A 1,784-nucleotide genomic window follows, 5' to 3' on the forward strand; every position below is an offset into this window, starting at 1 on the left:
TTTCTTCCTATTGACCCGGACAAGGCAGATCAGGACTTGCGGGATGTATGCCCGTCAGCAGGACGGTTTTGGACAGGAACAGCCCCAACCGGCTGCCGAATCCCCGACCTTCCATTCCGAGACCGTGGCCGTCTATCCGGGCGATAAGAACAATCTGCCTTATGATGTGGTGGTGGAACGGCTGCATATCGAGGAGCCGGAGCCACCAGCGCCTGTGACAGAGCCGGAGAAAACTTTTGAGGAAGTGCTGGACGAACACCCGGTTTCCATTCAGGTCAATGGCCAGTGGCAGACCTTCCCCAATGCCAAAGCTGCCGAGGAAGCCTCCTATGAGGAATACAAGGCTAACCTGCGCCGCAATGCAAAAAACTTCCGCATTACCGATGAGCATTTGGGCGAAGGCGGTCCGAAAGCCAAGTTCCAGGCAAATGTCAATGCGATTCGTTTGCTGAAAGAGCTGGAAGCTGCCGGACAGCAGGCAAGCCCCGAACAGCAGGAGGTTCTTTCTCGATATGTGGGCTGGGGCGGTCTCTCTGATGCGTTTGACCCGGAGAAACCGGCATGGGCTTTAGAGTATGCCCAGCTAAAAGAACTGCTGACCCCGGAGGAATATGCCGCCGCCAGAAGCTCTACCCTCAACGCCCATTACACCAGCCCTACGGTCATTCAGGCCATCTATGAAGCGGTGGACCGTATGGGATTTGAGACCGGAAATATTCTGGAGCCGTCTATGGGTGTGGGCAATTTCTTTGGTATGCTGCCGGAGGGAATGCGAAACAGCCGTCTGTACGGCGTGGAGCTGGATTCCATCAGCGGACGGATTGCAAAGCAACTCTATCCAAAGGCGGACATCACAGTAGGCGGCTTTGAGACCACCGACAGGCGTGACTTCTTTGACCTTGCCATCGGCAATGTGCCGTTCGGTCAGTATCAGGTCAACGACAAAGCCTACAACAAGCTGAATTTCAGTATTCATAACTATTTTTTTGCCAAAGCACTCGACCAGGTGCGTCCCGGCGGCGTGGTAGCTTTTGTGACCTCCCGATATACCATGGACGCCAAGGATTCCACCGTGCGCCGCTATCTTGCCCAGCGTGCTGAGCTGCTGGGTGCTATCCGTCTGCCCAATGATGCGTTCAAAAAGAATGCCGGTGCCGAGGTTGTATCGGACATCATTTTTCTCCAAAAGCGGGACCGTCCGCTGGACATCGTGCCGGAATGGACTCAGACCGGACAAACGGAGGATGGGTTTGCCATCAACCGGTATTTTATCGACCACCCGGAAATGGTGCTGGGCAGACAGGAGCCGGTAAGCACTGCTCATGGTATGGACTACACTGTGAATCCTATCGAGGGACTGGAGCTTTCCGACCAGCTGCATGATGCCGTGAAGTACATTCATGGCACTTATCAGGAGGCAGAGCTGCCGGAGCTGGGCGAAGGCGAAGCTATTGACACCTCCATTCCTGCCGACCCCAATGTGAAGAACTATTCCTATGCCATTGTAGACGGGCAGGTGTACTACCGGGAAAACAGCCGTATGGTGCGCCCTGACCTCAACGCCACCGCCGAAGCCCGTGTAAAAGGTCTTGTGGGACTGCGTGATTGTGTGCAGGAACTGATCGGCCTTCAGATGGATGCAGCGGTTCCGGACAGCACCATTCGGGAGAAGCAGGCGGAACTGAACAGCCTCTATGACAGCTTTTCTGCCAAATACGGTCTCATCAATGACCGTGCAAACCGTCTGGCCTATGCAGACGATTCTTCCTATTACCTGCTCTGTG

Annotated in this window: 1 pseudogene; it reads left to right on the forward strand. The window is 54.9% G+C overall.

From position 1 onward, the window contains the following. A pseudogene (locus OCV62_RS17630) lies at positions 1-1,784 on the forward strand (class I SAM-dependent methyltransferase); the annotation flags it as partial.

Source organism: Gallintestinimicrobium propionicum (assembly GCF_025567525.1).
Taxonomy (GTDB): Bacteria; Bacillota; Clostridia; order Lachnospirales; family Lachnospiraceae; genus Gallintestinimicrobium; species Gallintestinimicrobium propionicum.